This is a genomic window from Rhizobium sp. WYCCWR 11146, from assembly GCF_013591995.1.
GTDB classification, from domain to species: domain Bacteria; phylum Pseudomonadota; class Alphaproteobacteria; order Rhizobiales; family Rhizobiaceae; genus Rhizobium; species Rhizobium indicum.
Map to the genome: position 1 here is coordinate 52,935 of NZ_JACCEY010000016.1, position 26,252 is coordinate 79,186.

Genomic DNA, 26,252 nt, shown 5'->3' on the forward strand with positions numbered 1-26,252 from the left:
TTACTGCGTCATCGTCTGAGAAACGTATCGGCGAATTCCGGCGCGATAGCCACGCATGTAATAATATTTCCAGATCGCCCAGAAACGTTTCTTCGATCGCGGCAGGAGATAAAGCATTGCTGCCCGGAAGGCCCATTGTGCGCTTTCGATCCAGGTCGGAAGCGGAACTCCGCTTAACCTCACCCCTCCAGGCACCTCGTCGGGAAAGAGCGCCGGCATGCCGTAGCCGAGCCGCTCGCCTCTTTTCTGTACCCAATCCTCCGTCACGCTCGATGCCGGAATCCAATGATGGACCACGGCCTCGGCGCATCGATAGGACTTGGCGCCATTGGCCGCCAGGCGAATGATGATTTCCGCATCTTCACCCATGGCAAAAATCTTTCCGGGAAGAGGACCGATATCTTCGCGGTAGCGCACGCTTGTTCCGAGCAGCTCTCGCCGGACGATCGTATTCGGGCCCCAGACTTTCGTCGGGTCACACGGTCCGCTTTGGGTGTCATCGACTATCGCAAAGGTGGATCCCATCGGAATCCATTCGATAAACCTATCTTTTGGTTCTTTCTCCCATTCAGGGACGATTCTGCCGCCGAAGACGCCATAACTCGGATGGGCTGCGGCGCAGTCGACGATCGCTTTCAGCCAGTTCGGTTCGGCACGAACATCGTCGTCCGTAAAGACGACGAGATCCCCCTTCACCCGATCCAAGGCCATATTCAGCGCGCCGGACTTTCCCGGCTTGCGCTGCTGCAGGATGGTGATGGGAAGCTTGTCGCTATAGGTTTCCAAAAGATCAAACGTGCCGTCATTGCTATTGTTGTCGACGGCTATCAGTTCCCACCGATCATGGGGAAGCTCTTGGCGCACCAAGGAATCCAAAGTATGGCGCAGCCGGCGGCTGGCGCCATTGTAGGATGAAAAAAGCACGCTGACCAATAGATCCGACATCAGTTATCAACCCTCTTGGTGAAGTCGAAAGAGAAAAGCTTCATATTTTGACTGCCTGTGCGATGTTCGAAAGGGATTGGCGCTTACGCGGGGTTCGACCGCGTCTTGCCGAAAAACTCGCGCCTGTGACCCTCGCCGACCATCCTCAGCTTACGAAGATTGCGCCACCACCGCCGCGGTTTGGTGAGTACGCCGCGGTTCAGGAAATACTGTCGCAGCAGGCTCGGTGCCTGACTATGCGATCCGCCGTGGGCGACCCGATAGACTGCCCCGCGAAAGGGAAGCTTCGTGAGCGGCGCTCCCCGTTGCGCAAGAATATCCGCTATGCGGACATGGCTGCCCAGCATCGACTTGATCCAGTCGAGCGAAGCATCCTCAAAGCGTTGCGGCAGTTCGTAGAGATCGGCACGAATGATCAATGAGGTGCCGCAGAGATGGCTGAAGTCGTCATGGCCAAACAGGAAGTTGCCGCCATCGTCCCAGATATAACCATGGTCGATCGTCCATCCGTTGGCGTCACGATTTTCGGACACGTGCTGAACGATTCGCGAACTGACGAAATCGTCGTCATCGACAATCATGAAGAAGCGACTGTCGGTGGCGTTCAACATGCCACTCAGAACGCGACGGCCTTTGTCTGCCCGGAAGGCATCGAGGAAGTCTTCCTTGCTGCCCTTTCCAAGCTCATGCAGGTCGTTCGGCGGAAAGGTGACGCGCACGGCGGAGAATTTTTCCGGCAGCTCAGGCAGATCGGCGCCTTCGTTTGCCACGATAATGCCGCGCCAGTCCCCATTGGTCTGGTTGGAAATGGAAGCCACGGTCTGGGTCAGATTTGCCTTCAACCTGCTCCAGTCGCGGGCATTGTCCTGATGTCGGACCGGGATAATGAAGGTGACAAGTGTCATCGGATTACCCTCCTGATCCTGCAAGCACGCAGCGTCTCCGTCATCCGCGCGCTCCTTGCCCGGCCTGGTGACGCGCCCACTCGATTCCATCTTCGAGCGATGTTGCCTTGTATGAAAGGTCGGTCCCGCCGGAGAAGGCATTCATGAAGCGGCGGATCTTTCCGTAGCTGTTGTCCAGCACGGCATGCGGCCGGCCAAGCAGCAGCGAGCAGATATGGACGTGCAGGCGATCGGTAACGATGGCGCGGGCGCGTGAAATCTGGCTGATGCCACGCTCGAAGCGGTTGTGCGCTGCGGCGTCCAGCTTGCGCAATGCCACTTCGCTCGGCTTCAGTGCCAGGAAAGCCGAAGCTGCCCCCAACTTCTTGGCGATATCCACCTTCCGCTTCGACTCGGTGATCCAGTCTTCAACGGGAATATCGGAAGGGATCTTGCGATCGGTGCCGCCAACCCGTTCCGCATCCTCTCGCAGCATGGCGAGGACGGAAATTTGCGTTGCCCTGTCCGGCAGCGGCCCGATGGCGAAGGCCATGTCGGGGCATAGCCGAACGGTGCAGTCGAAGTGCTTCTCGGAAAATTCCTTCGATTCTTCATCGCGCACGAGCAGGACGAAATTCTTGTGACGCGCGATTGCGCGTGCGGATTGCTCGATGCGCTCAGGTGAACTGTAGTGGATAGACTGCGGGAACTGGACGATCTGCCGATCCGGGAAACGCTCCATGATGGCTTCGCGGAAATCCTGATGGGAAACCCAGATGTCGCCGAAATTGCCGCCGCCATGAATGAAAATCGGACCGGTCGGTACGCGTTTTTTTAGTTCATCTGCGGAGAAGTCCGCCGTTCTCGAAACATAGTCCGGGCGTTTGCCGAAGCGATCCTTCAGATAGGCCATTTCGCCCAGCCAGATTGCGGAGTCGCCGCAATTGCGGATGTCGGGAAAATCGAGGATTGCAAGCGGTTCATCGCGTGAGACATAGTCTTTCAGGCAATCATGGATCATACCATTAAGTTTTGCGATCAGCTCCGTTCTGGATTGGCTGGTCATTCTGCCTCTCTTGTTGATGTTCGTTTTAGCTTTTAGGCCGACTTGGGTAAGGCCATACGTTTGGCTTTTGACAGGAACTTGACAAAGATACGCTGAACTTCGGTTTCCGGGCCATTTGGCTTCTTCATCGCGAGCCAAAGGACAAAGCTGGAACCGACATAGAGAATACCGCCGGTGATGATCAGTATGGCCAGATGGAGAGCCAGGCCCAGCTTATCGGTCGGCATGTTCAGGACATGTGACAGCCCCCAGACGCCGGCGGCCATCAATGCGACGCTGGCAAGCGCGCGGAAGTTGGCCCCGAGTTGCTGGAAGAACGGCAGGCCGATCAGTCGCTTGACGAGAAGCATATTGACCGCGGTGGAAATCAAACCCGTCAACACACGCGCATAGACGACGCCTGGAAGTCCGGCAATCATCAGGCCGACGATGATGATGGGAACGCGGACCACCAGCATCTGGGCGTCGCGGATGAACAGCAACTTGGTATGACCCTTTGCCATGCCCAACGGCTGGACGAGGGAACCGAGCGTCTGCAGAGCAAAGACCGATGCGAGCGCCTGGACGATAAAGATGGCGGGAATCCATTTCTCTCCCAAGGCGAGCCGCATCATCGGATCAGCCACGACCGCCATGCCGATTCCAGCCGGAAGCGCCACTGCAGCCAAAAGCGCCTGCGCGCGCTGATAGGCGGCGATAAGCCGGACCGGGTCGTTGCGTACTCTGGAAAAGCCCGGATAAATCGTCTGGTTCAACGGTGCCGTGGCCTCACGGGTCGGCAGCGTCGATAGGGTGTTGCCGACGGTATAGTGGCCTAGCTGCGTGGCACCCAACATCTTGCCGATCAGCAGATACTCGATCCGCCAGTTCAGCGTGTTGACGATCTGTCCTGCGGTCAGCCAAAGCGAGAACGAAAACAATTCCCGCGCATGCCGGAAGGTTATGCGCGGCCAGAACGGCAAGACGGTATAGGAAACGATGATATTGGTAACCTGATAGGCGAGGGTGCCGAGAACAAGAGCCCAATAGCTCTGGTAGATCGCAGCGATTGCCACCGTCACGACGAAGCCGACCAGCTTTTGCGATACGTTGAGAACGAATTCCTGCCAGAAGATCAGATCACGCTGGAGCATGACGCGACGTGGATTGGCCAGGCCGCTCAGAAGCAAGCTGAAACTCAAAGCCAGCATGACGCTTGTCAGCCGGGGCTCGTTATAAAATTCGGCAATTGGAAAGGCACTGGCGGCAAACAGCAAAGCCAGGATCGCGCTTCTTGTCACGCTCAGCGTCCAAACCGCGCTGAAATGAACTTCGCTCGGGTCCTCGTGGCGGATGAGCGCCTGATTGAGCGAGAGTTCGGTGACGGAACTCAGGATGATCTGGATCGTCGTTGCAATGGCAACGAGACCGAAATCGGACGGTGCGAGGTACCAGGCGAGAACGAAGGTGCTGAGCGCCGAAAGCCCGTTGACGATGGCGCGGGACAGGCTCAGCCACATGCTGCCCTGGATCAGCCGGTCGGTAACACTGCTCATGGTCGAACGGCTCCGCACGTCAAGGACACTGACCGTTCAAGCGGGCCAAGCGCCCATCCAAAGTACTTCTCCCCCTTGCGGGAAGAGAGGGTGTCGATGAGTTTAGAAAGGATCATGCCTTATCGCCTCGTCACGAATCGGGTTTGCAGGGTCAAAGGACGCTTGCCGTTTTCTTGGAAAAATCCTGCTTCAGCCGATCCAGTTCCAGCAGCATTCTGTTGTGCGCATTTACCATGGACTCGTCGGAACTTAATTGTCCCGGCTTCTCTGCTACCCGCTGCAGCGTCTTGACCGTTGACCCGAAGACATAATTGCCGGTGAGCTGCCGGATGCGGCGGTGGCGGAACGTTATGTTCTTCAAAAGATAGGTGTTATTCCGTACCAGTGACGCGCCTGCTTCGACGACGTTTGACGGGCCGATCGGGTCGAAGTCGATCTCCAGATCAAGCGCACTTGCCCAATCGTACCACTTGGCTCGGTTCCCCGGCGCGATCGGCCGGATCGCCCGCCAGGGAACGCGTAGCGCGTCTGAGATAATGCAGCCGTGCATCGCCTCGGAGACGACCTTATGCGATGCGCTGATTTCGGTCAGAACCTTTTCCACCGACCAGCGGGGATCGATATAGTGGATGCCGGCAAGATCGCAGACTTTATCCCAGCTGCCGTACATGGCGCTTTCGTAGTGCGGCATGAAGGACACGGGATAACGTTTTTCGATGCTTTTCGCATCCCAGCAGCTGCGCGTCAGGATGCCCGAATCGCCGATGGCGTAGCTCGGATCAATGCCGAGGACCTCGGCGGTCTTCTTTCCGCGCACGAAATAGAAGGTCCAGTTGCCGTCGACTTTCGGCGGGTTTGTGTAGCCGCCATAACCCGAGCCGAAGACGATCTTCTGCATGTTCGGGTCGAAATTGTCGTAGAGAATCGAGCCGATGCCGAGGAAGAGCTGGCTTTCGTCCTCATCGAAGAAGCCGGGCAGCAGACGCTCCCAGAGCCAATGGTTCAGTTCGTCGCCAAAATTCTCGTGTTTCCCCCGGTAGGCAAACATCTTCATCGTGCTTCTCCAGTCGGCAAGTGCGTCACGATCTGCGAGACCGTCTCGTCTTCGCGTGCCATGCGTCCGTAACGCGAAATGATCTTGATGTCGCTGCGGATAATCTTTGCCGGATTGCCCGCCACGAGCGAGCGCGGCGGCACGTTCTTGGTCACCACCGAGCCCGAGCCGATGACACATTCGTCGCCGATCTCGACGCCGGGCAGAATGATGCTGCGGGCGCCGATGAAGCAGCGCTTGCCGATCCTCGTGTGGAGGTAGAGCCCGCGTGTGAGATCGTGGGTGAGAATCGCAGCCTCAAAGGCGACGTAAGTTTCCGCGCCGATATGCAATCCCTTCGGGTTGGTCTTGTCGAAACGAACGCTCAAGGAAAAGCTTGCCGTCGGATCGATGTCCATTCCCCAGAATTTCGTATAGTAGAGCCATTTGGCCGTCACAATGCTGTTCCGCAGCGGCCGAAATACATTCAGTCCCCACTTCGGCTTTTTTCCTGTCTGCACCATCAAGTCCGACCCCGGCTGGAAAATTCGTCTAGCACGGAACTGTAATAGTCCTCGAGCATCCCCGTTTGGCGACGTAAGTCGAAGCGCTCGGCCACCAGAAGCGGTGCCCGCGCGCTAAAGGCTGTCCACAGAGCCTGGTCGTTGAGCAGCCTTCCGACTGCCTCGGCCATTCCCGCGACATCCCGCTCCTCCACGAGATAACCAGTTTTCCCCTCTTCGATCGCTTCGCCCACGCCTCCCGAGCGAAATGCGACAACCGGGGTACCGACGGCTTCCGCCTCAAGATTGGCGAGGCCGAAAGCTTCGGCGTGACCATTGTCGAGGGTCACGCTTCCATGAAGATAAAGCTCCGCACTGGCGAGCAGGTCTCTTATCTCAGTCTGCGACAGATTTTCATGGATCGTGACGCTTGGCAAGGAACGACGCGCCAGTGCTTCGATTTCCTCCTTCAAGGGACCCTGGCCGACCATGACGAATTCGACAGGGGTGCCGGCAGCAGCCACACGCGAAAGCGCATCGATCATGAAACGATGGCCCTTATAGTCGACGAAGCGGGCAATTGAAACCACGAGCCCTTTTTTTCGCGGACGAGGCTCCATTTTGAAGAGATCGAGATCGATGCCAATGTGATGGCGATAGACACGTTCGGCGCGAAAGCCGAGCGCCAGCAGCCGATCGCGGATGAAATCGGAAACGGCGATGTTCCAGCTGTTCCAGCCGGCCATCTCGCTCCGGCCCTTGGCGAAGAAACGCACCTGATTGAAGCCGCCCGGCTTTTTCGGGTCACCGCGATAGGTGGCGTCGAAGCCGTGGAACGTCGTGACCAGCGGCTTGCCGGCGGCGCGCGCCAATGGACCGATGACATACCCGTTCTTGCCAAAATGGGCGTGAACGAGATCGGCTTTGCCGATCGCGGGAAAGAGGAAAGGAAGGCCGATCTGCGGGATTTTCAGAAGCAGTTCACCGGCCCGTGCAACGGGCGACCGACGGATGTCATGAACCGGAACAGTGGATTTTTTTGTATGGGCCGAAGAAATTCGCGAGCCAGCAAGGATTTCAGCTTCGAAAGAACGAAACGCTACCGCCTGGTTGAGAACAAATGCCTGGCTGGCAGGCAAAAATTTTTCCACATAAATAACGGCTTTTTTCATGAATCTGTTTGCGTCTCCGTTGTCTTGCGCATCACATCGCCTCTATTGCCCGCCGGATACCGTCAACCGCACTTCTTGGCGCATTGTTTTCGTCGTAAAGATTAACGCGCTTCGTGCAAGCTGCAGCGGGATCGGTCGCTTTCTCATCGGGCTCGCCGTATTTTTCCGACATGCCCCATACCGTCACGCCTTTCAAGTCACCATGTTCGGCGGCAACGGTAATCACGTCACCGAAAATATCGGCGTAGGATGCCGGCGTGAAGGCTTTGTCGCGGTTCAGGAAGTGGCAAGACGCATCCAGCTCGGTGATGAAAACGCCGACACCCATGTCCTTCAGCGCCGCGCAAAAGCGCCCCATTCCTTCCGGATCGATCCGGTCGAGGCCGGGGCGGAAATGCGCCTGCAGCCCCACCGCATTGATCGGCGTTTTTTTGGCGACGAGGTCCTCGACGATTTTCAGGATGCGCGCGCGCTTCTGTTCGAACACGTCGGATTTTTTCTCCAGATGCGTTTCGTTGAGCACCAGCGTCGCGCCCGGATTGGCCTGGTGCGCCATGTCGAAACTCATACGGATATAATCGTCGCCAAGAAGGCGTCGGAAAACACAATCCCGCAGATCCGGTGCATCATACTCCAACGGTTCGTTCACTACATCCCATGCATCGATCGAGTTCTTATAGCGAGTGACAACCTGTTTTATATGACGGTTCATCGCCGCCTGAATGGTCTTTGCGTCGGTGATGTCCGAGACCCAGCCCGGGACGCGATACCAGATCAGCGTGTGGCCATAAACCCTCATGTTGTTTTTGCGTGCAAATGCAACCATGCGGTCGGCGCTGCCGAAGCTGAAAACACCGGGTCTCTTTTCCGTCGAATTCCACTTCAGCTCGTTTCGTGGCGTTATTGAATTGACGTTGTCGATGTAGATCTCGGCAGCGATTGGATCGTTGATGTTTTGCAGGTCGATTGCCGATCCGAATCGGAACGATTTCCTGTCGGCAAGAACGCGCAGCCCTGCAGCGGCAGGCACCTGTGCCAGGGCCTGGCCCGTACGGACGTACAACAGAGCGAGCGGAACCGAGGCGAGGAAACGTCTTCTATTCATTCTATCTCTCACTGTTAGCTTTTTTCATGTCCGCGGTGGAATTTGAAAGGCCGGACTCGTCGGCACCGACCCATGAGATTCGCGTTCAATTCAGCAGAGTAATACAACCTAAAATATACTTTCCCCGCAGGGGATATTGTTGGTGTCTGCTAGACTTTTCAGCATATTCCAAGATATAAACCGCTCGGGGAGGGCGCTCGTGATGGAAGATTGGTCCAGCTATCTGATGAGCTATTTTCATATGGCATTTCAAAATGCCGTTTTTTTTATGGCGACCGTTCGAAGCGGTCTGTCTCTTCTCGATGACTGGCAGTTCTCGGTCCTTGCTCTCGGCATCATCGGCATCATTTTCCTCCCGTTCGCAGCGCTGGTCAGAATGTCGTGGCGGTTGCGCCGATCGGAGGTCGTCATTCGCTCGCTGAACGAAGACCTTGCTCAAGTCACGCAGGACCTCAATGTCGAGCGTGTCTGGCGTCTGGCGGGTGGGGACAGCACCGAACGGCCGAGTGCGGACAGTTTGAAAGAGCTCTACAAGATAATGGCCAGACATCACGACGATGCGAGTCACATGGCGTGATCAGTCCGTGCATGGCATGAAGCCGAAGACCTAATGCCGATGTTCCTGACTTTCAGCCGGCGTTTCGGTATGGGGAGGTTTGGAGACTGATTCCGGTTGCGCGCTGTCGATCTCGACTGCGGGGTCCGGCAACGGCAGCCATCTTCTGCCGGAAAAATAATTTCTGGTACTTTTCTGAGGTCCTGAAGTCGCATCCAGCGAGAGCGTGAAGTTGTAATTCCCGGGATTGAGTACCTCGCGGGTGAAGCCGATACTGGCTCCGAAGCCGTCTTCCTTGATGTCCTTCAGATTCTTGATCGCGTTCAGGGTCTCGTGAAAATCGAGCCATTGCGGTTGCTGCAGCATGATTTCGAAAATTCGCAGAATGCCGGGATCGAGCTGGCCATTTTCATCGGTCTCGGGATTGATGATTTTCACGCGCATATTGTTGATCGTGCCGGCGGCGTTGCCGCGAACGATGACGAAGATAGAGCTCGGGAGCTGATCCTTCTCCCGCTTGCTGCTCTGCTCGAAAAAGCATTCAAATGTATCGGCGTTGAAACTCGCCGCCGCCCAGTCGCTGGTTTCGATGCCGGCATTGCGCAGCGCCGCACACATTGCGGCGCCGGATATCCGCCATGTCCGCAGGAAAGTCGACGCGGTCTGTACCGTCGGCGGTTCGATGATATGCAATGGAAGCGTGAAGGTGGCCGGTGGTGTGGGGCGGGGAAGGGCTTTGGGGGGAGGCGGTCTGACCTCCTGGGGAAAGAGATCGAAGCCAAAATAATGGCTAACCGTCTTTAGGTGTTTCATGTTGTTGGAAAGCAGCACCGTTCCCATGACCAGCGAGAGGGAAATCGTCAGCAGCAACCAGAAGACCACGGGAACCCGCGGTTTCCCCGCCGGCTGTTTCGCATATGCGGACGACGAATTATCGGGCAAGCTTGTCTTCTCCGGCGCGCGAGAAGGGGTTTCGATCGAGCTGTCTAAATCCAGCAGTATACATTTATCCGTTAAATATCTTTGGCTTCTTGTCGGCAATTGGGCACCTTTGTGCCTCGTCATTGGGCATATCAAGTTCTGGTCGAAAAACACGCTGAGCATGCTGCTGCTGGATGCCGGCTTCGACAATGTTTGTTTTGAGTATGTCGGAGGAATTCCCGTTTTCGCCAAGTCGATGATCGCCGTTGCGCAAAAACCTCTCAGAGAGGGTGTTGCAGCGGCAGTGATTTCGGATAGCATTCGCTGGCTGCGAAGTGCGCGATAGAGAACGCAGGTGCACCCGCGCCAAATGGCGCTGCAGCGATAATCCACAGGTTGTTTTTACTGTGTGCGCTGCTAAAAAAAATCCTTACGAAATATTTACTTTTAGTTGCATTCTTGCTTAAACTCTCCATTATACAGCCGGGCGTGCTGATAAAGCGGGAGACTTATTCACATGAAGGCTAAATCGCCGAATTCGATTGACGTCTATGTTGGCAACCGCGTGCGCGTTCGGCGAAAGACGCTCGGGATGACCCAGAACGGCTTGGCCGAACTTCTGGGTATTACCTTCCAGCAGATCCAGAAATACGAAAAGGGAACGAATAGAATAGGCGCCAGCCGTCTTCAGCGCATATCCGAGATTCTTCGTGTGCCCGTCGGCTTTTTCTTCGAGAACGGCGGCTCCGGACCGATCGACGGCGCGACGAATGAATTGAACAGCTTTTTGTCCTCGAAGGAGGGGCTGGCGCTCAACAAGGCATTCATCGCCATCGAAGACCCGAATATCAGGCAAAAGCTGGTGGCGTTGGCCAAAAGCCTGGCCGTCGCGGGATTGCCTGACAGCGACAGTGAGCTGCAGGATTCGGTTGTGAACAGCTGAGGACGGATCGTGCTCCACCTGCAGACATTCGGCGATCTGCGGTTGATCGAGACGAATGGCGACCCGGTTCGCTATCCGATCAAGGGCCTGTTGATGATGGCCCATCTCTATGCCGGCGCGAGCCATGAACTCAGCCGCTATGAATTGGCTCAGTTTCTATGGAATGACGTCGAACCCGAGCTGGCGCGGCTCAATCTGCGCAAGCTGCTTTCCCGCATCCGCGAGACAGACGGCGGACGCGCCGAAATTCCCTTCGATTTCACCGCCACCACGGTTCGCCTCAACACGCAGGCGGTTTCCAGCGATCTGGATATTTTTCGGGCCGGCGGTTCGCCGTTGGAGCGGCTGAACGCGATCGCCGAACTGACCCAGCGTGGGTTCATCGGAAATATCAAACCAGCGACAAAGCTGATAGACGCCTGGATCAGAGCGCAACGGGACGCCCAGGCGCTGCAATTGCGGCAGGCATTGCTGGATGCGTTGCCGGATGCGCAAAAGCCCGGCGCTGCGCGCTCCATTTCCGGCGCCGCCCTGCAGATCCTCGAACGGGATCCGAATGACGAGCAGGTCAGAGCCTTGCTGCACCGGCTATCCGGCGGTTCGTCCCTCAGCGAGAGATTGCCGAACGGCGACGGCCATGCCAGGGTGCAGGTGAAGCGTTCCGAGGCCGGCGGTGAGACAACTGCCGACATCGAACGCGTATCGCAGGCGCCGCTGATCCTACCTCGGCTGGTGCTGCTTCCCCCGACATCGAAACATGCCGATGCCGGGCTTGCGCTTGCCAACGCCCTGATCGAAGACGTGACGATCGAACTCTGCGCGCTCCGAAACATTTCCATCGTAGCGCCCCATACGGCCGGCCAGATCCGCCGCGACTCCGAGAAGGCTGCCGTGGTCGCCCGTCACTCGATCGCCTATCTTCTGGATACACGGCTTTCCGAAGAGGGATTGTTCGCCCAGCTGGTTTATTTTCCCACGGACGAGATCATCTGGGCCAATCGCTTTACGATGACGCCCGATATATTGCCGCGTCAGAGACGGCTGATCGCGCAGCAGTTGACCATGTCTGTGGCCCGCGAGCTGGCTGAAAACGAGGAAGAGCGCTTACGCTTCGAAGCCAATCCTGAGGCCTATCACGCCTATCTGGTCGGCTCGAGCCTGATGAGCAAATTGACATTGCCACATATCCGCCGGGCCCGAAAAGCTTTCAAGCAGTCGCTGTCGCATAAGGCGGATTTCTCTCCGTCATTTACCGGGCTGGCGAGAACTTTCACCAGCGAGTGGCTCGTGACGGCGCAGGGAAACAATGAGCTGCTGCATCTGGCGGAGCAGAACGCGCTTCGGGCCATCGAGCGGGATCCGGCCTCGGCGGCGGGCCATCGCGAGCTTGGCGTCACCAAACTCTATCTCGGCGATGTCGATGCCAGTGTTGCCGCACTTGATCTGGCGGAGCAACTCAGCCCGCATTTTGCCGATGTCATCTACAGCCATGCCGACACGCTCGTGCATGCATCCCGCCCCGGCGACGCGCTCGCCAAGATCAGAAGAGCGATTTCGCTCAATCCGATCGCGCCTGACGCCTACCTCTGGTGCGCTGCGGGAGCGAGCTTCTTCCTGGAACAGTACGAGGATGCCATCGCCTATGTTGAGGCGATGAAAGACAAAGCGCCGGCCCATCGAATCGCCGCGGCCAGTTGCGCAATGATCGGCGATCGAAAACGGGCGCTATTCCATCGGCAACGAGCCGAAAGCATCAACCCGGTCTTCGACGTCGAGAAGTGGCTCGCCATCGTTCCCTTCAAGGAAGATTGGCAAAAAGAGCTTTATCGAGAGGGCCTGCTGAAGGCCGGTTTTTAACAATAGCTGAGGGGCATTACATGGCGAAAGCTGTCATTATAGGTATACCTGGTGAGGCGGGTCTCTGGCTTGCCGATCTCGACGCGGGTACGGTCAAGCCTCTCAATCCGACGGGGGAATTGGCGACTGCAAACGGCCTGCGCAAGGCCGGCGGCACATTCGTGAAGGGCGTCGACCTCGCCGTCGCGGTTTCCTCGGCGCAGGTTGCCCTTTCCGGTCACGTCGACGGCTGAGCCGGCATTCTGACGCATCGATCCATATATTCAGACAGGGTCATGTCGCCGCGGGAAACCCTTTCCCGCGTCGAACCTCTTTTGGCCGGGTTCGGCATCACCAGGGTTGCGCGACATACCGGACTGGACGATATCGGAATCCCCGTCTGGTGCGCATACGCCCCGAATTCCCGCTCGATCGTGATTGCCCAGGGAAAGGGCCTGACCGATCTCGATGCCAAAGTATCTACCGTCATGGAAGCCCTTGAACGGGCGGTCGCCGGCGAACCCTCCGTCGATCTCGTCCAGGGCAGCTCTTCCCATCTGCAGGCAATGGGGCACAAGACCGACGCGCTGAACTGCCTGACCGCTCTTCATAAACCCGATCTCGGACCGGACGAAGAGGCGGAATGGGTTGCCGGCGTCAATATCCTCACCGACGAGGAGGTCTATATCCCCTTTGAAGCGGTGGTGCTCGACCGCACACGTGACGCGCGATACTGGATGTCGTCGGATGGCCTGGCCTCGGGAAACAATGTCGAGGAGGCGATCTTGCACGGCGTCCTGGAGCGTATCGAGCGTGACGCCCATGTGTTGTGGCAGGTGGGCGCGGAAGCGGATCGTTATGCCGGCTGCACCGATCCCCGCGGCTTTCAGGACGGCGCCCTGGACGGGTTGATCGACAAGATCGAAACCTCGGGATTGGCGCTCAGGCTCTTCGATATCACCAGCGACATCGGGATCCCCTGTTTCACCGCCATGCTGGGCCCTGGGGACCTCCTTCTGGGTTCCCGGGATCTTCACGGCACCGGGGATATTAGGCTTGGGGACATTCGCCTCGTCGAAGTGACCGGCGGTACCGGGGCTCATCCGTCTCCCGTCCGTGCGGCCATTCGGGCGGTGACGGAAGCCGTGCAATCCCGGCTGACCTATATCAGCGGAGCCAGGGACGATATTTCTCCTGTAACTTTCTCAAGACGCCTGCCGCCGCTGATGCGGCAGGCCTTCGCTGTGGTTGCCGCACCACCCGCTGCCACCATCGGCAGTGACGGGGTGGCAGGACATCGGCAACAGGATCTGGCGCAGTTGCTGCAGCATGTGCTCGACGCGCTCAGAAACAGGCGGATCGTTTCGGTCATCGCCGTGCGCCTCAGCAAGGACACGCTTCCGTTCAGTGTTGTCAAGATTGTCATTCCTGAGCTCGAAAATCCGGAGGGGGAGCGCGCCCGGCGGTTTGGAACGAGGGCGCTTGCCAGGGCAATAGGGTTTTGAAGCTCATTTTCTCAGGTCCCAGTCTTCCCGATGCGGCGTCGCTTGCCGGCGAGCGGATACGCGTCTTGCCGCCTGCCACGCAAGGCGATGTCCTGGCGGCGGTGGAGCAGGGTGCCAATGTCATCGGCCTGATCGACGGCTGCTTCGAATATGCCGCACCGGTCTGGCACAAGGAAATTCTCCATGCTCTGTCGCTCGGCGTCGCGGTTCTCGGGGCGGCAAGCATGGGCGCGTTGCGCGCTGCCGAATGCCATCCATTCGGTATGATCGGGATCGGGCGCATTTTCGAAGACTATCGCACCGGCCGGCTGGTCGACGATGCCGCCGTCGCGCTCACGCACGCGCCGAGCGCGCTGGGCAGCAAGCCGCTGACGGTACCGCTCGTCAATGTCAGCGCAACGCTTGATGCGATGGAGGATCACGGACTGCTGGAAAGTCGGTTGCGCCAGCAGCTCGAAGATGCCGCAAGCGCGATCTTCTTCAAGAAGCGAACGTGGCGGGCGGTCGTCGAGCAATGTGCAGGGCTGGCCGAGACGGATCGTGCGGGCCTGCTGGCGGCACTTCTGTCGAATGCCGTCGATCAAAAACGCATCGATGCCTTGGAATTATTGAAAGTGGTGCAGGACGTCCGCGACATTCGCTCGACTGCCGATCTGCCCTGGAAACTGAACGACACCTCATTCCCCACGCGCCCTGCATTGTGAACCGAAACCGGCAATAGTCACCGAGGGTTGTGTCACGCTTTTTTCACGGGCTGGATCACCTCCACACGCGTATCATCTCTTCAATTCATTGGAGAAATGGGGCATGGGCGTGACATCGGTTGTCAAGATAGAAGCAGACCAAGGGGCGGAAGACGGTCTGGAAGAGCTCGTCGCGTTGGCGCGGATGATCGCCTATGCGCGACAGGTGGCTCAGGATGTCAAACTGCCGTTTGCGACGAATTGCCTCGACCTTGCGCTCGAGGCAGTGAAGCAGGAAGTCGGCGAGGGCTTGACCAGAGAACTGGCCGAATTGAGCTCCCCGGTTCCGCAAGTGAGTGTGAGAAGTCATTAGTACGGCGCGTCCGATAGGGCGCGCCGAGAACGCTCCATCACTTCAAACTCGCGATAACCCTGAAAATCAGCTTCGATTTTCGGGGTTATTCGTGTGGTTGCGCGCAGCCGAGCAGTCATCAATCGAACGGGGCCGTTTATTTCAATCGCGGTGAGATAACACGCTGAAACGCACGCTTGGTATGTGCCGATGCTTCGGCGCGTCGGGTCAATTGTTAGGGAAGCCCGGCTTGTTCCCGGCCGCTGGCGCTTCATTCAAAAGCTGTTCGAAATCCGTCTCACGAATGGTTTCAAGCGAGGGGTAAGCGGCTTCGCTGACGTTGCCTCCGGGCAGGGAGGCGGCGCGATTTCGCACTCAATGTCTTCTGCACGACCAGCCGATTAGCGACCGACCCTTCATCTCAATGGGTCAGGTTGCGCTTCTGGGCCAGCAACAGAATGTAATCGTCGGCAATGTCTGCGATGGCCATTGCGACTTCCGCCGGATCGCATCCCTCGACCTTCGTATTTGCAATGAACTGATAGACCGCCTTCTCGATCTGCTTCCGGCAGATCATCACGCGCTCATCGTAACCAAATTCCGGAATCTGCGATGCTATATCACTCATCAGGTCGGCTCCCTCACTACTTACAGTGACCATGACACAAATTATAAGTTGAGCAAGCGAATGCTTTATGAAGGGTTAATTCGCTGCCGAGGTGCGACCATTTCGACACAGGTCAGCCATCTCACTGGCCTCCGCGTGTTGAATCAGGACAGGTCAACTGCGCCCCGACCAATCGCTTGTGTCGTATCGGGAGGCTCGTCAAAGAGAACAGGCATGTCTTACATGGTTGAGTTTTGTGTCGGCATTTCAATTGGCGAGCCCAGGCTCATATGCCGACTTTTGAAAAGACGGGCCGAATGCTATCGGCCGAATTGGGTTGGTGCAGGTCACGGAAAATTAAGAAATATCCTTTTTTATCAATATTTTACGCTTTGATCCAGCAGTCTTGTTTGACGCCGGCAACCTTTCTCCTTGCCGCCGTCTCAGGATTGTTGGGGGCCATCGGCTGTGACAATCATCACCGATGATGCAGGCATTTGCCGGGTCGTTGAGAACCCGGCGCCGGAAGTAGCTTTCCGTAGATCTTCTGTTCCCGTGTCGAAGGTACTGCCGATGCTTTTGAAAGTGTATGCACAATAAGTTGAGGTCGATAATTGAGCGCAGCAAGTAAAAGTTTATCAAAAGGTAAAATTATGAATTTCAGACAATGGTTGTATTGAAAGTTCAATTATAAGACGATTAAATCTTCTTATGAGAGTGATCATTGGCGTTGTTCTTATTCGCTGCGGCAGCGATACTTATCGAGTTCTATCCGATAATAATCTCGACTTGATGACGATATTTCTTTCTCCGCAATTTCATTGCGGATCCGAAAGCATCCCCGAGATGAATTGAGGCGATGGTCGAAATATTGACAGAAGAGAACCCGAATTTTGCTCTTCACTTTCCGATGATGGGGGATTTTCTGATCAAACTGAACTCAACAGCATAGTATCACCATCCGAGGTAAAATCTATTTATGCCGATGCAGCGATAACGGCTGTCGCATTTGGCAGCCAGCCAAAAAAAGCAAAGTCGAGGACCCGCCGGGGTGGGTGACGGGTCCTCCGGTAGGAATGCTTGCACGTGCGCAAGCATGATTACAGTAAAACTTGGTATTGTCACAGATCATTATTGGGGTGATTGCTTTTTTCATAATTCGTTCGCTTTTTTACTAATTGCTATTCTGCTTAAACATCAAAGTTTGTAATAGAGATAGCGGAGTAATCGCCACGCCGATTGGGGTGATGGGTTGTTAAACCTTTAGCGGTTTCACCGGCCGAGCGAAAACTGCCATCAGCGCTGGCGCCACCGACAGACGTGTAGCCGTCAGGCATCAAGCCTCCTGCGACGAGGTCGCCGCAGAGCATTCGCCGGACCGATCGATCTCCGACAAGCGCCTGAACAATGCCTTCGTCCTGAAGCGTGACCAACCGCCAACTAATGGGACAAGCGGGTCTATCTCTTCGAATTTCTTGAAATTCTTTCTCTTTTGTTCCCTGACCGGCCAGGCTTTGGACAATGTCCTGCGTGCGGCTCTGTCGGCTTTTGAAAGGATCAATTTGTATAGGACGTCGGAAGCAAGCATTGGGCTATGATGATAAATGTGCTTGAGCGAGGTCGCGGCGCGGCGCCAATCTTTCAAAGCGGCAAATTTTGAAAATGCATAAAGATGCGCCGACGCGCGGGCGCAATTGGCGACAAAAGTCGGAAGCTGTGGATTGCGGGCGATACATTGCTCGGTCACAGCCAGAAGCGATAGCGCCATTTGCGACCTGTCGGAAGACATGGCTGCTGAGTGAATACGATATCCCACTAGACCCAACGGCACCGTCTCGATCTTGAAATGCTCGGCTGTACGAAGTTCGAAGTCGAAATCCTCGCATCCTCCGATACCCTGCCTGGCGTAACTAGAATCGTAGCCACCGATCTTCTCAATGACAGCGCGGCGAACCATGAAGCCGCTGCCATTGCCGACGAAGCGGAATACGAGATGACGGTTGAAAATGGTGTCCCTGGCGTTCAGTGACGAACCGGATCTCGTGCAATATCCCTCGGGATCGATGTGGCGGTGAAGGGCATAGACCGCACCCCAGGTATTCGGCAGGGGATGGAGAGCCGAAAGCATTCTTTCGATATAGGTCCGATGCCATAGGTCGTCGGCATCGAGGAAGGCGATATAGTCGGATTTCGATGCTTCAATCCCGGTGTTGCGGGCCGCGGCGACGCCACGGTTTTCAGTCGAGACAATCCGGATCCTTGGATCACTCGCGGCAAAATGGCGGCAGATCGAGGCAGTGTCGTCCGTCGAGCCGTCGTCGACGATGACGATCTCCAGCGCCCTGTGGGTCTGGTCGATGGCGGACTGGAGCGTCTGGGCAAGGTAGTTTCTGGCGTTATAGGCGGGGATCACGACGGCCACCCGAATCCCGGACATCGTTGACATATCCATCTCCGTCACCCGAGCTTCGACGTGGGAGCGGGAGGGCGGAGATCGATCCGATTCTTCATCAGCCTGGCCACAGCGGGTCGATGGCTAACGACGATGAGCGTTCTGCCGGCGTCTTCTTTCATCGCAGAAAACACCCGCATCTCGGTCTCTTCGTCGAGCGCGCTTGTCGCTTCGTCCAACAGCAGGATTTGAGGCCGGCTGGCGAGCGCGCGCGCCAGACCTATGCGCTGCCTTTGCCCGCCCGAAAGCCGGATCGCCTCGTCGCCCAGCCATTCATCGAAGCCGTACGGCAGATCGTTGATGAACTCCGTTGCGCAGGCCACATCGGCCGCCCAGCGGATATCCTGCTCCGAGATATCGCGGCGAAACCGGATGTTGTCGAGGACCGTGCCCTCCATCAGTTCAACGTCCTGGCCCGACACGGAGAGCAGTTGCAGCCAGCTGGAACGGTCGATGGTTGTCAGATCCTTGCCGTCGACCGTGATCCGGCCCTGGGTCGGCGGGTTGAGATCGAGAATCATGTTGAGGATTGTGGTTTTGCCGGAGCCGCTTGGCCCCGTCACAGCCGTCGTCTCGCCTGCTCTGATTGCGAAGCTGAGATCGTGAACTGCCGGCGCGTTCGATCGCTCATAGGCGAACGAGACGTTGTGGAAGACAATTGCTTCCGCCAGGCGGCTTACCTTCTCCCCTTGCGAGGCCTGCTTGATGTCATCCTTCTCCGAAAGCAGCGCCAGTACGTTTTGCAGGGACGCTTCCATCTCGTAAAGGCTGAGAATCTGGGAATCAAATCCCTTGATATGCGGCTGAAGCCTGTAAAGAAGGATCGTGGCCGAGAGCGCTGCCTTGAAATCCACCGGCAGGAATTCCGAGGACAGAATGATCGTCAGGATGACCCCGAAGGTCAGTATTTCGCTGAGAAGCGAGGTTATCGCTCCCATCCAGTCCGACCGGCGCCAGGTCTGGCCGACGTCGTTGGAAAGCGCCTCGAAGAGTTGTTGATGGCGCTTTTCCATGCCGAAGCTTTTGACGGCCTTCAAAGTCTGTAGCGTTGTCCAGCTCAACTGTGTCAAGGCTTCGACGGCAGCCAGTGCAGAGGCACCGAGACGGCGGTAGGCACCGGCAAAGAAACCCAATACAAAATTATGGATGAAGCCGAAGGCGAGCGCGAGCAAGGCGATCGGCCAGGCCATGACCAGCATGCCGACGCCGAAAATCACAATCGTACCGAAATTGACCCCCAGACGTACGAGGCTGGCATGCGCCGACGACACCGCATAGGATTCGGTCGCGATGACGTTGATCAGGTCGCTGCGCTCATAGTCCTGAAAGCGCTGGAAGGGCATGGTCAAGACCTTGGCGTAGAGGCGGTCTCGCATGCGGTCGCTAATCCGGTGGTTCACTGCGCTTGCAATGAGCGAATTGGCGCATCCCAAAAAAATCCGGAACAGGATGGAGCCGATAAGAATGCCGATCAGGACAGGCTTCGAAAGACTGAGGTCGATGCCGCCAAAAAACGCCGGAAGCCATGCCACGGCGGAGCCGGAAACGGGACCTTGCTGCCCGAGAAGAAAGACGAGGCTGACCAGAAAGGTGATGCCGACCATTTCGGAGAACCCTGTGAGAATTCCCAGGATGATCATCACCGTCATCTTGAGCCGCAGCGCCGGTACGAGTTGCCGAAGCTCGCGAAACCGAGACGCAACGACCAGGTTGTAGGCTCTTGCGGGCATAGCGGAAGGCGGCTTTCGAAACCTATTCATTGTCGACCATCCGCGAAGAGGTCAGGCTTATTGCCTCCCTGGCAGGCGTGGCCACGAAACGATCGCTGAATGCTGTTCCGGGTTGCGGCGGGGGCGCGCTCCCGAGGCGGGCTTTCGGCCGCGCCGAAGATTTGCCGAGGACGCGCTTTGCCGTCCGCAAGAGGCGTTTTGCTTGGCGCCAGCCCTGCTGCACCCCATGGACCACGAGGCGCGAGGAATATTTTCTGACCATCATCGGCGCCAGCTGTTTGAGCTGGGCAAAGTCCTTGCCGAGAAACGCCTTTTTGAAATACCAGCGTGCGGTGTTGAATTCGGCTGTCTGGATGTCGCGCGTAAAATGCGGGTAACGCGTGATGATCGGGGCCATGACCAGAGCGTGGGACTTGAGCATCCTGTAGGCGTTGCTGGACATATTTCCCTTGGTAAAGCGATAACCGGTCAGGAAATCGGGAACCAGCGCAAAGGGCAAGGTTTCGGCCAAGGCCAGATAAAGTTTCAGATCCTCACATCCCTCGGCGCCGTTGTCGCGCAGGCTGGCGTCATAGCCGCCGCAGCGAAGAATGTCCGCCCGCGGCATCAAGGGTGTGCTGCCATTGCCGATGAAATTTTCCCGCAACAGAGGTTCGAAGATAGTCCCTTGATGCAGGACTGGTCGCGAATTACCGAAAATGATGCCGTTTTCGTCGATCGCCGCATACCAATTGTAGGCGACCCCACGTCCGTCCGGAAATTTCCCTAGTGCCTCGAGCTGGAGTTCGATTTTGCGAGGGTGCCATAAATCATCGGCATCGACGGGGGCTATATAAAGGCCGCGTGCGTCCTCGATGCCGTGGTTGCGCGCGCGCGCAACCCCACCATTCTCCTGGCGGAGAACACGGACACGGCGATCGGTCAGGCTGTAGTCGCTCGCAAGATCGAAGGTATTATCCCGCGACCCGTCGTCGACCACAAGGATTTCGAGCTTGTCATAGGACTGGCTAGAGACGCTTTGCAATGTTTCGGCAAGCGTCTTCTCGGCATTGTAGGCCGGTATGACCACGGTGATGAGAGGGGCCGTTGCGCCAGTCATGGTATTGTCATCCGATATAAGCTCCCGGCAGGCCCATCAGTTCAGGGAAGGCTTCGAGAGGACGATCGCCGCGGACTTCGAGGCGTGGCAGAGCGAAGAGATTATCGGAAAATGTGGCTTTTGCCGGTCGTGTCGTGAAGCCGATCCCGTAGCCGGCAAGCGCCAGAATGCCCGGGACCCTGAAGTCCGTCGAGCCATAGGGCAGTGCGATCGATTCCGCGGAGCTGCCCAGTCGGCTTTGCAGCGCATTGCGCGATCGCATGGCTTCGGCCAGCAGGGCTTCGTTATCAATCGCACTGGCTGGTGTGTGGGATGCGAGGTGGGAGCCGAAGCTGATGCCCTTTTGGTGCAACTCCTGAATATGCGACCACGCCATCAGCGGTGCAGGCTCTCCATAGGCAGAATCCCAATCTGATCGACCGCCGACTTTATCGGTCACGACGAATACGTCAGCGCTGAAATCATTCTCGGCAAGGATCGGGAAGGCGTCCTCCAGGAAATCCGAGTAGGCATCGTCAAAAGTCAGCATGACGGGCCGGCCCTGGATCGGCTTGCCGCTGCGCAGAAACCCCGCCAGGGTCTGTGCCGTCACCGTGTAAAAGCCCTGTCGCCGAAGGAACTGCATCTGCTTGCGGAAGATCTCCGGCGGCGTGCGGAAGCGCTGGAGTGCTGCGGGTCCTTCCTCTGCGATCCTGTGATACATGAGGACGGGAACCGAGGTGGTGACCTCCGTTGTCCATGCCGCCCCACGCTCAGTACCAGCCGGCCCCCAGATAATGTGCTTTGCCACATCCGCGTCCAGCGGAGTTCCATGCCGCTCGACCCGCAGGACAGGATCTGCCACCGGGCCTTTCCTAAACCGGTGGATGGCGTAAAGTTCGGTGTCGATCGTCTCTTCCAGGGCCAGTTCAGGTTGTGCGGCTAACAGCTGTTTGATCGTCCCGACTCCGAAAGGATTGTCCCAGTCGAAACCGGTCCGATTGGGTTCGTCCCGGCGGATATGTGCGTGGGCAGTGATCAGGTAGCCATTCGGCTTCACCGCTGCGGCCATCTTCTGACAGACCGCCCCAAGCATCTCCTCGTCTTTCATGTAGTAAAGGACTTCGGAGCAGATAACGAGGTCCTGTTCTGGCGGAACATCGCTCTTGACGAAGTCGAGCACGCGAAGCCCGACGTTGCGATGGTCGCGGCACCGCTCGACAGCTCTGTCGATTGCCCGCTGGGAAATATCCGTGGCCGTCACCTGGCCGACCTTTCGCGCCAGCTTCTCGGTAAAAATCCCCTCAGCGCAGGCGAGCTCGAGAGCCTTCTCGATCCCTTCCGGGATCAGGCTCAACGTCTGCGCATATTTAACCTGCTCGTAGACGGAGACGTAGTTCCATGGATCCGGGCGTTCAAAGATATGCTCCCAGTAATCTTCCTCCGACCGAATGGGTTCACCCCCCTTTTTTTCGTCGGGCCGCGACCGGGTGGGATTTCGGAACCGCGGAGCCAGACCGCGTTGGAGATTTTGTAGCATGTCGGACAGTCGGGCGTCGTTGTCTTGTTTGTCGCTTGGCACGCAGGCAAGAAGAGCCTTGCGTCCGATACGCACCAAAATTCGTTCGAGACGTCCTCGCCGTTGGCCATTCCGGATGATGAGCCCGCCGAAGGCTCTGTAGCCGCGTAAAGCCTCCCTAGTCCACGAACTGATATAGACGAGGGTGGGGGGCATCTGCAGATGTTCTTCTGCCTGCATCTCATGCATGATCAGCCTGATCTGCGCCCGGATCGAAAGATCGCCCCAGAATGGCCCGACAAAGGAGCCGACATGTTGTCCGCCGGACAAGGCGTGCATGATGAGTGTGTCGGCTGGTTCGGCCTTGGGGATTCGCGAAAGCGTTTCGAGCGCGACACTGACCACCTGGACATTGCCAAGGGCGAATGACCGCAAAGGGTTTGCGGCGGATATGTGCCAAGAAGCGGCCTCAATGATCTTGCGCGCAGTGCCAGGCAGGGAATGTTTCTGAATCAGTTGGATGAGCAAAAGGACCGTCGGCCGCCATTTATCGAGCACATCAATGAGATCGTCGGCCCGATCAGTAGAGAGCCCGGTCTGCAAGCCATGCAGGATTACACCGGCAAGAAAGTTTTCGTAGCCCGCGGCGTCCGGCATCTCAGGCAGAAGCGCTGCAAGGGCTGCAATATCCAAAGTCGGATCGCACTTGGCCGCGACGACCCAGGCTAGCATGCGCAGTTGGCTGACGGGGGGCGTGATCCAACCTGTCTCCGGCCCCTCGGCCGACAAGCCTTGTTGCATCTGCAGCTCTTGCGCCTTCGTTGTCACGCGAATGGCGTCACGCACCATTTTGGTTGGATCGCCGGAGAGCGAGTCCGCCTTCATGCGATAGAAAGCGAGGCACTTGTCGACACGGCGAAATTCTGCGCCCGCAAAGGCCATGCGAAGCCAAAGATCCCAGTCCTCGCCGGTCTGCAAGGTCTCATCCATGCCTCCCAAAAGCTCGAAAAGGCTCCTGGGAAACACAACCGTATGGATGGCGAGTGCGCAAAAGGAGGAGAATTCGCGCTTGGCGGCGTCTCCCGTCAGCATGGGCGCCTGTTCTACCTGCATCAGCCTGCCGTCTGGGGCGACGCGGCGGTAGGCGCAATAGGCGATCACGGCTGGAGATGCATCTCCAGCCGCCGGCTGCATGCTTTCGATGAAGGTCGGATCCAGCCAGTCGTCGGCATCCAGCATGCAGAGCAGGGGTGCGGCTGCCAGTCTTGCGGCGTGGTTTCGCGCCGCCGCTGCGCCGGCATTCGGCTGACGGGCAGGGAGAATGCGGCTGTCGGTTTTTGCGATGCCCTCAAGCACCTCCCAGGTGCGGTCGGTCGAACCGTCATCGACCACGACGGCCTGCCAGTTCGATCGCGTCTGCTGCTGCAGGCTGGCAAGACATTCAGCCAGCGTATCGGCTGCGTTATAGGCAGGGACGAGGAATGAAATGTCAGGCGTTGCCGCGATCACCATGCAGGCCTCTTCCATCGCCGCAGAACGTATAGAGCGCCGTTTACGCTTCCGAGCATCTCCTGCTTCAGAAAGAAGTCGTGCGACGTCGCGCCTTTGCGTAGGCGTTTGCGGAGCCGTCCGGCATAATATTTCGGAAAGGAGATGAGGATGCGCCTGAGGTTGCCGCCGTTTCCGGTATTCTGATACTGGACGAGCAGCGCCGCGATATGGCCGCTCATATATTGGTAGATCTGTTTGGCGAGCCCTTTCATATCCTTGCGATGAAAGTGCCAGGATACGGCTGTCGGCTCGTAGCGGCAGACATGTCCATGATGGAGGAGCCGGTTCCAGTATTCGGAATCGCCCGAGCATCCGGCAGCGCCCATATCCAGGCGGACATCGAACAGGCCGATCTCGTCGAAGACCTTGCGGCGGAAGGCCTGACTTGCGCCGGCTCCGATCGTCCAGACTGGAGCGCCATAACGCCTGTGCAGACGATAGAAGTCCTGATCGAAATCCTGCCGCAGATAGCCTCTGCCGAAACTCCAATGCTTTTCGAAGATAAACTGTGCGGGCGTTGCGAGTTCTCCGGGAAGGACCAAGCCGGTTACGCAGGCGATCTCCGGCAGGTCGAACCCCTTCATCAGGTTTTCCAGCCACCGCTCATGGAGGACGACGTCATCGTCCGTAAACGCGACGAATTCGGTTCTCGCCGCACGAACCGCAGCGTTGCGCGCATAATCCAGCCCAACCCGATCTTCACGCACATAGGTTGCGCCCGATTCCTCCACCACACGACGTGTCGCATCACCGGCGGAGGCATTATCCACCACGATGATCTCGATGGGGCCGAGCGACTGTTTGGGGATCGAGGCCAGGCACCGACGTAGCTCCTCCGGCCGGTCCTTGGTGCAAATCAGAATGCTGACGTCGCGGTTGCGCACCGGCGTTTGCGCGACATGACGCGCATGCTCGAGGGTCTCCGGCCGCACATTACGCTCGGCGAGTGCGACAGCCGTCTCGGGCCTTTCGATATAGGTCTGTCCGACGGGAAGACCATCCGACAGAAAGACCACGAGCCCATCGGAGATCGGGGGCGAAACGGCATCGAGACGAGAGGAGGCGAGATCGAGATAGTGAATCGGTACGGGAAAACTCATATCCTTCAGATCGGACGGAATTGGTTCTCGCATCATCACTCTCTCAATCGCACCGTGAACATACGCCGCGCGCATCCAAGACGCGAGTCTCGAAAGCCGACATGGTTTATTCCGCGGCGTGCCTCATTTGTTCCCTGAACCAGTCGAGAGTCATTGCCACGCCCTGTTCGTAGGTGATTTTGCACGACCATTCGGGCATGACATAGTGGGCATTGGTCAAGTCCGGCCGTCTGTTCGTGGGGTCCTGCGGCGGTGACGGCTCGAAGACGATCGGCAGGCCGCCAACGAGCCTGGAGACATATTGCGCGACCTCGAGAACCGAAATCTCCCGATCATTGCCGACGTTCAGAGGCCCCTTATAGTCGGTTTCATTCATCCAGAAATACCGCGCGAAACCATCGACAACGTCATCGACATAGCCCCAGCTGCGAGACTGAAGGCCGTCGCCGAACACGGTAATCGGGCGGCCCGAGAGCGCCTGGGTGATGAAGTTGGAGACCGCGCGACCATCGTCGGAACGTGTCCGCGGGCCATAGATGTTGAAGGGACGAACGATCTTGACGTCGAGCCCCTGGGTGCGCTGCATCTCGAACAGCAGTGACTCCGTGCACCTTTTGCTCTCGTCGTAGGATGAGCGCGGTCCGGTGCAGTCGACCTGGCCTTTGTAGGATTCCGGCTGCGGCGACACCAGAGGGTCGCCATAGACTTCGGATGAGGAGGTAAAACAGAAACGTCCGCCCTTCTTCAGCACATCGAGAAGCCGGAACGCCCCGAGAAGGTTCGCGGAAATCGTCCTCTTCGGCTCCTTCATGTACCACGGCGGCGATGCGGGGGACGCAAGGTGATAGATTTCGTCGAATTTATCCGAGGTCTGCAGCGTCTCGACATCAGATTTCACGAAGTGGAAACGGGGGTCCCGGATGTGCGCGATATTTTCGAAAAGCCCGGTCCAGAGGTTGTCAACAACGACCAGCTTCTGAATGTCCGTCCTCAGCAAAAGTCGATCACACAAGTGCGATCCGATGAACCCAGCCCCGCCAGAAATCAATACGCTTTTCATTGCTTCGTGCCTCGTGACTTGAGATTAAGCTACTTGCTTATTAGCATCGCCTGTAATGCATGACAATTATTTAGAAGAGTTCTAAGAAATACTCGCTTGTTGATGTTAATTGTTAA

The 26,252-nt window shown here is 57.3% G+C and carries 24 protein-coding genes and 1 pseudogene; 8 read left to right on the top strand and 17 right to left on the bottom strand.

Features of this window, described 5'->3' with window-relative positions; genetic code table 11:
• The 8 genes from HX899_RS10235 to HX899_RS10270 form a co-directional block, all read right to left on the bottom strand.
• Complete coding sequence (locus HX899_RS10235; RefSeq protein ID WP_017961657.1) at nucleotides 1-945, bottom strand: glycosyltransferase family 2 protein; 945 nt, start codon at nucleotides 943-945, stop codon at nucleotides 1-3.
• Between the two features lie 83 nt (nucleotides 946-1,028).
• Nucleotides 1,029-1,850 carry a glycosyltransferase family 2 protein gene (locus tag HX899_RS10240; RefSeq protein ID WP_138330271.1) on the bottom strand — a complete coding sequence of 274 codons (822 nt, stop codon included), beginning with the start codon at nucleotides 1,848-1,850 and terminating at the stop codon, nucleotides 1,029-1,031.
• A gap of 40 nt (nucleotides 1,851-1,890) precedes the next feature.
• Nucleotides 1,891-2,895, bottom strand: coding sequence for a polysaccharide pyruvyl transferase family protein (locus HX899_RS10245; protein WP_003561855.1), 1,005 nt, complete (start codon nucleotides 2,893-2,895; stop codon nucleotides 1,891-1,893).
• 32 nt (nucleotides 2,896-2,927) lie between these two features.
• A complete protein-coding gene (locus HX899_RS10250) occupies nucleotides 2,928-4,430 on the bottom strand; it encodes a lipopolysaccharide biosynthesis protein (protein WP_181292380.1) in 1,503 nt (500 codons plus the stop codon).
• Between the two features lie 151 nt (nucleotides 4,431-4,581).
• Nucleotides 4,582-5,484 carry an exopolysaccharide glucosyl ketal-pyruvate-transferase gene (gene pssM / locus HX899_RS10255; protein ID WP_181292381.1) on the bottom strand — a complete coding sequence of 301 codons (903 nt, stop codon included), beginning with the start codon at nucleotides 5,482-5,484 and terminating at the stop codon, nucleotides 4,582-4,584.
• Nucleotides 5,481-5,987: a DapH/DapD/GlmU-related protein gene (locus HX899_RS10260; protein ID WP_003542119.1), complete on the bottom strand. Its 507-nt coding sequence runs from the start codon at nucleotides 5,985-5,987 to the stop codon at nucleotides 5,481-5,483. Before HX899_RS10260 ends, pssM begins: the two co-directional genes overlap by 4 nt.
• Nucleotides 5,987-7,138 (bottom strand): glycosyltransferase, encoded by a 1,152-nt coding sequence (locus HX899_RS10265; protein WP_003542111.1) that lies wholly within the window; start codon nucleotides 7,136-7,138, stop codon nucleotides 5,987-5,989. The genes HX899_RS10260 and HX899_RS10265 overlap by 1 nt, the downstream gene beginning before the upstream one ends.
• A 31-nt stretch (nucleotides 7,139-7,169) precedes the next feature.
• Nucleotides 7,170-8,243, bottom strand: coding sequence for an endo-1,4-beta-xylanase (locus tag HX899_RS10270; protein ID WP_138330274.1), 1,074 nt, complete (start codon nucleotides 8,241-8,243; stop codon nucleotides 7,170-7,172).
• Between the two features lie 136 nt (nucleotides 8,244-8,379).
• Between HX899_RS10270 and HX899_RS10275 the strand changes: the two genes are divergently transcribed.
• Nucleotides 8,380-8,820: a hypothetical protein gene (locus HX899_RS10275; RefSeq protein WP_138386840.1), complete on the top strand. Its 441-nt coding sequence runs from the start codon at nucleotides 8,380-8,382 to the stop codon at nucleotides 8,818-8,820.
• A gap of 30 nt (nucleotides 8,821-8,850) precedes the next feature.
• Here HX899_RS10275 and HX899_RS10280 read toward each other — a convergent pair whose 3' ends face one another.
• On the bottom strand, nucleotides 8,851-9,741 hold the full coding sequence (locus tag HX899_RS10280) for a DUF6030 family protein (protein WP_181292382.1): 891 nt from the start codon (nucleotides 9,739-9,741) through the stop codon (nucleotides 8,851-8,853).
• 124 nt (nucleotides 9,742-9,865) lie between these two features.
• Between HX899_RS10280 and HX899_RS10285 the strand changes: the two are divergent.
• From HX899_RS10285 to HX899_RS10315, 7 genes and pseudogenes are all read left to right on the top strand, one after another.
• Nucleotides 9,866-10,066: pseudogene (locus HX899_RS10285) on the top strand (hypothetical protein); the annotation flags it as partial.
• A 171-nt stretch (nucleotides 10,067-10,237) separates the two neighbouring features.
• Entirely contained in the window at nucleotides 10,238-10,663 is a 426-nt protein-coding gene (locus tag HX899_RS10290; protein ID WP_011653108.1) for a helix-turn-helix domain-containing protein, read from the top strand.
• A 9-nt stretch (nucleotides 10,664-10,672) separates the two neighbouring features.
• Nucleotides 10,673-12,520, top strand: coding sequence for a peptide antibiotic resistance protein (locus HX899_RS10295; RefSeq protein WP_138330279.1), 1,848 nt, complete (start codon nucleotides 10,673-10,675; stop codon nucleotides 12,518-12,520).
• Nucleotides 12,521-12,540: 20 nt separating this feature from the next.
• Complete coding sequence (locus tag HX899_RS10300; protein WP_003561841.1) at nucleotides 12,541-12,753, top strand: hypothetical protein; 213 nt, start codon at nucleotides 12,541-12,543, stop codon at nucleotides 12,751-12,753.
• Between the two features lie 42 nt (nucleotides 12,754-12,795).
• A complete protein-coding gene (locus tag HX899_RS10305) occupies nucleotides 12,796-14,004 on the top strand; it encodes a YcaO-like family protein (RefSeq protein WP_138330280.1) in 1,209 nt (402 codons plus the stop codon).
• Nucleotides 14,001-14,708: a TfuA-like protein gene (locus HX899_RS10310; protein ID WP_181292384.1), complete on the top strand. Its 708-nt coding sequence runs from the start codon at nucleotides 14,001-14,003 to the stop codon at nucleotides 14,706-14,708. Before HX899_RS10305 ends, HX899_RS10310 begins: the two co-directional genes overlap by 4 nt.
• Before the next feature lie 103 nt (nucleotides 14,709-14,811).
• Complete coding sequence (locus tag HX899_RS10315) at nucleotides 14,812-15,060, top strand: hypothetical protein (RefSeq protein WP_138330282.1); 249 nt, start codon at nucleotides 14,812-14,814, stop codon at nucleotides 15,058-15,060.
• A gap of 400 nt (nucleotides 15,061-15,460) precedes the next feature.
• Here the strand turns inward: HX899_RS10315 and HX899_RS10320 are convergent, their stop codons facing one another.
• The 8 genes from HX899_RS10320 to HX899_RS10355 all read right to left on the bottom strand — a co-directional run bounded on the left by HX899_RS10320 (nucleotide 15,461) and on the right by HX899_RS10355 (nucleotide 26,136).
• Nucleotides 15,461-15,667: a hypothetical protein gene (locus HX899_RS10320; protein ID WP_003542083.1), complete on the bottom strand. Its 207-nt coding sequence runs from the start codon at nucleotides 15,665-15,667 to the stop codon at nucleotides 15,461-15,463.
• 1,169 nt (nucleotides 15,668-16,836) lie between these two features.
• Nucleotides 16,837-16,983 (bottom strand): hypothetical protein, encoded by a 147-nt coding sequence (locus tag HX899_RS10325; RefSeq protein WP_173862967.1) that lies wholly within the window; start codon nucleotides 16,981-16,983, stop codon nucleotides 16,837-16,839.
• A complete protein-coding gene (locus tag HX899_RS10330) occupies nucleotides 16,983-18,107 on the bottom strand; it encodes a glycosyltransferase family A protein (RefSeq protein WP_138386845.1) in 1,125 nt (374 codons plus the stop codon). The genes HX899_RS10325 and HX899_RS10330 overlap by 1 nt, the downstream gene beginning before the upstream one ends.
• On the bottom strand, nucleotides 18,104-19,858 hold the full coding sequence (locus tag HX899_RS10335; RefSeq protein WP_138386846.1) for an ABC transporter ATP-binding protein: 1,755 nt from the start codon (nucleotides 19,856-19,858) through the stop codon (nucleotides 18,104-18,106). Before HX899_RS10335 ends, HX899_RS10330 begins: the two co-directional genes overlap by 4 nt.
• Nucleotides 19,851-20,927: a glycosyltransferase family 2 protein gene (locus HX899_RS10340; protein WP_181292385.1), complete on the bottom strand. Its 1,077-nt coding sequence runs from the start codon at nucleotides 20,925-20,927 to the stop codon at nucleotides 19,851-19,853. Before HX899_RS10340 ends, HX899_RS10335 begins: the two co-directional genes overlap by 8 nt.
• 7 nt (nucleotides 20,928-20,934) lie before the next feature.
• Nucleotides 20,935-23,937 (bottom strand): glycosyltransferase, encoded by a 3,003-nt coding sequence (locus HX899_RS10345; RefSeq protein ID WP_181292577.1) that lies wholly within the window; start codon nucleotides 23,935-23,937, stop codon nucleotides 20,935-20,937.
• Complete coding sequence (locus HX899_RS10350; protein ID WP_181292386.1) at nucleotides 23,931-25,151, bottom strand: glycosyltransferase family 2 protein; 1,221 nt, start codon at nucleotides 25,149-25,151, stop codon at nucleotides 23,931-23,933. Before HX899_RS10350 ends, HX899_RS10345 begins: the two co-directional genes overlap by 7 nt.
• 31 nt (nucleotides 25,152-25,182) lie before the next feature.
• Entirely contained in the window at nucleotides 25,183-26,136 is a 954-nt protein-coding gene (locus HX899_RS10355; protein WP_138330287.1) for an NAD-dependent epimerase/dehydratase family protein, read from the bottom strand.
• Nucleotides 26,137-26,252 lie beyond the last annotated feature (116 nt).